The sequence below is a fragment of the Roseovarius sp. CH_XMU1461 genome (assembly GCF_037027165.1).
Lineage (GTDB): Bacteria > Pseudomonadota > Alphaproteobacteria > Rhodobacterales > Rhodobacteraceae > Roseovarius > Roseovarius nubinhibens.
This window is the reverse complement of the sequence record NZ_JAYMDV010000020.1, coordinates 1-936: the sequence shown is the minus strand read 5'-3', so window position 1 is coordinate 936 and position 936 is coordinate 1. Positions and strand designations below refer to the sequence as shown.

The window sequence follows — 936 nt, the reverse complement described above, 5'->3', positions numbered from 1 at the left end:
CGCGAGGCGCTCGATCGCATGATGGGGCCGGTTAACCCGCAGAAGGCGTCGGCTGTCCACTACGGCTCCGGCTGTCTACCGATCTGGGAATAATCGCGCCACCTCCTGGCGACGAACGGGCAGGGGGGAGGGGGCTATCTGAAAATCAGGGCCTCCTCCCTCGGACCGGCGTGCGGACCAGTCTTTTCGCACCGGCCGAATTGGAGAAAAAAGCCCACTTTCCAAAGTGTAAGTGCATCAGCATATGCGACTAAATCGGCCGATGCTCACTTGGCTTTGAAAACCCCGCTATCATATCTCGGCCCCATTGGGGCCGAGAACTAACGTTTGGTGCGCCGAATAGTAGAGGTAGCCTCCAGCGGCACAAAATAATCTCGCGAAGGTTCACGCGGCGCGCATAATCAGAATTGCATTTCATACCCTAGCCTCGCTCCAAAACTTTCGAAGCCATTGGCGCCGATCCCGTCATAGAAGGTGGCGGCATTGAACTGTCTAAGGGTAGACCACACGCGGTTGACGCCCAGCTCGACCCGCATCCGCGCTCCTTCGTAGTCGGGAGAAATCGTTGAAGCGAAACCCTGGCCGCTCGTATGCGACCATATGCCAGACACTCCGCCCAAAAGCTCTAATTCGCCAGCGTTAGCCTGGACCTCTCGTTTGAAATCCAGCCCCATTTCGATCTGACTAAGGTTGATACCTTGCCCGGGAATGGTGTTGCCTAGGCTGTCGACATAGCTGTGTTGATCGTCTGTCACATAAGAGGCATCGAAAAACGGATACCAAGTAGTTGCCGCCCCGTAATTATACTCGCCCGTCACTTTCATTTGAGCGAGCAAGCGGGTGGTGTCGAAGTCGTCTTCGTAGGTTCCGAATGGAGAGATCGTGTTGGTGGTCTCCCCATACAAAAGGCGCCCTTCGAAGTACACCGGTTGCTCG

1 protein-coding gene is annotated in these 936 nt (G+C 55.9%); it reads right to left on the bottom strand.

The genetic code is table 11. The annotated features are described in order from the left end of the window. Positions 1–401 precede the first annotated feature (401 nt). On the bottom strand, positions 402–936 hold a 535-nt coding region (locus WA237_RS18640; RefSeq protein ID WP_336099486.1), incomplete at its 5' end, for an autotransporter outer membrane beta-barrel domain-containing protein.